3 protein-coding genes are annotated in these 1,439 nt (G+C 65.9%); all 3 read left to right on the top strand.

What is annotated here, in order from left to right; genetic code table 11:
- A partial coding sequence (locus tag AOK11_RS38050; protein WP_079035336.1) for an integrase core domain-containing protein occupies positions 1 to 421 on the top strand: 421 nt, incomplete at its 5' end.
- A gap of 207 nt (positions 422 to 628) precedes the next feature.
- On the top strand, positions 629 to 1,000 hold the full coding sequence (locus AOK11_RS42550; protein ID WP_063793582.1) for a beta/gamma crystallin domain-containing protein: 372 nt from the start codon (positions 629 to 631) through the stop codon (positions 998 to 1,000).
- A 9-nt stretch (positions 1,001 to 1,009) separates the two neighbouring features.
- Positions 1,010 to 1,375 (top strand): GNAT family N-acetyltransferase, encoded by a 366-nt coding sequence (locus tag AOK11_RS38045; protein WP_055598170.1) that lies wholly within the window; start codon positions 1,010 to 1,012, stop codon positions 1,373 to 1,375.
- Positions 1,376 to 1,439 lie beyond the last annotated feature (64 nt).

Below are 1,439 nucleotides of genomic sequence, written 5' to 3'. Positions count from 1 at the left end.
GCAGGCGCGCAACCTCGCCGCCTACCTGGGTATGCGCATGGAGCCTCTGCGGTTCCTGCTGCGTGACCGCGACGGCAAGTACGGTGCGGCGTTCGACACGGTCTTCGAGGCCGAGGAGCTGGAGGTGATCTTGAGTGCCCCGCGGGTTCCTCGGATGAACGCCCACTGCGAGAGGATCATTGGCAGCATCCGGCGCGAGATGCTCGACCACGTCCTGATCGTGAACGAGGCCCACACCCGCCAGGTCCTGGCCGCCTACCAGCGGCACTACAACACCCACCGACCTCACCAGGCCCGACAGCAACTACCGCCTGATGCCAAGGAACGGCCCGACGCCACAGTGCACGACCTCAACGCCCGCCGAGTGCTGCGGACCAGGATCCTCGGCGGCGTGACCAGCGAGTACCGCTATATCGCTTGACCGGCGACGATGACTTTTCGAGCGGCACAGGGTCCGTGTAACGGGAAGACAACAAACCCCGCGCGTCGTTCCTGGCCGACACAGCGCTGCGCCAGGATTGAAACGCAGAAGGGCCGACTGTCAGGCCCGACCGGGCAGTTGCCTCATCGTTCGGAAGCAACCCTGGCTCACGCAGTGTGGCCCCAACCCTCAAGGAGATATCACATCGTGCCCACCATCAGGAAAACCGCCCAGCGCCTGTTCGCTGTAGCGTTACTGACCGCAGGCCTCAACCTTGCAACTCCGGCGAATACCGCGCTCGCCATGAATCAGACACCTTGCACTACTGGCGACTTGTTGCACATATGGGGCCATTACAGTCGTCCGCTCATTGTCGGCCCTTCAGGGCCCTTCGAATTCTGCGCCGCCAACGCGGGAACCATGGGACTCGGAGCTGGCGCCTGGGTGGACAAGATCTCCACTGGGAACAACGACATCCAGATGAACGACGCCAACGGCACTCCCATCAGGATCAGTCGCTGGAACATCGTGACCTACCCCAACCGGCCACCGAACATCACATCTATTCAGATCTTCTGAGGTGCCGGCATGTTCAGCGGCGGCGCGCTCGGCGTCGTCGCCTGGCGCCGGACCAGCGCGGGGCGCACCCCGTACTGGAACGTCGGCGCGCAACTGCGGCCGTCGCGCGGCCGGGGCATCGGCACCGCCGCGCAGCGCCTCCTGGTCGACTACCTATTCGCGCACTCTCCCGTCGTACGGCTCGAAGCGGACACCGAGACTGGCAACGTCGCCGAGCAACGATCCCTGGAGAAGGCCGGGTTCACCCGCGAAGGCGTGATGCGCGCCGTGGGGTTCCGCGACGGGCAGTGGCGGGACGCGGTGCGGTACGCGGTGATACGAGGAGACACCGCGCGGCCGGACACGGCCGAAGGGCCGGAGTCCGGCCGCGCGTGACCGCCTCCGCCCGGTCCTGTCGCCCGGGCGGGTTCTCATCGTGCCTGTGCCGCTTGGAAAGTCA

The sequence above is a fragment of the Streptomyces hirsutus genome (assembly GCF_001418415.1).
GTDB lineage: Bacteria > Actinomycetota > Actinomycetes > Streptomycetales > Streptomycetaceae > Streptomyces > Streptomyces hirsutus.
This window is presented reverse-complemented; position numbering and strand designations above follow the sequence as displayed.

Coding starts and splice junctions, on each gene's coding strand:
- AOK11_RS38045 (WP_055598170.1), top strand. CDS start 1,010: ATGTTCAGCGGCGGCGCGCTCGGCGTCGTCGCCTGGCGCCGGACCAGC.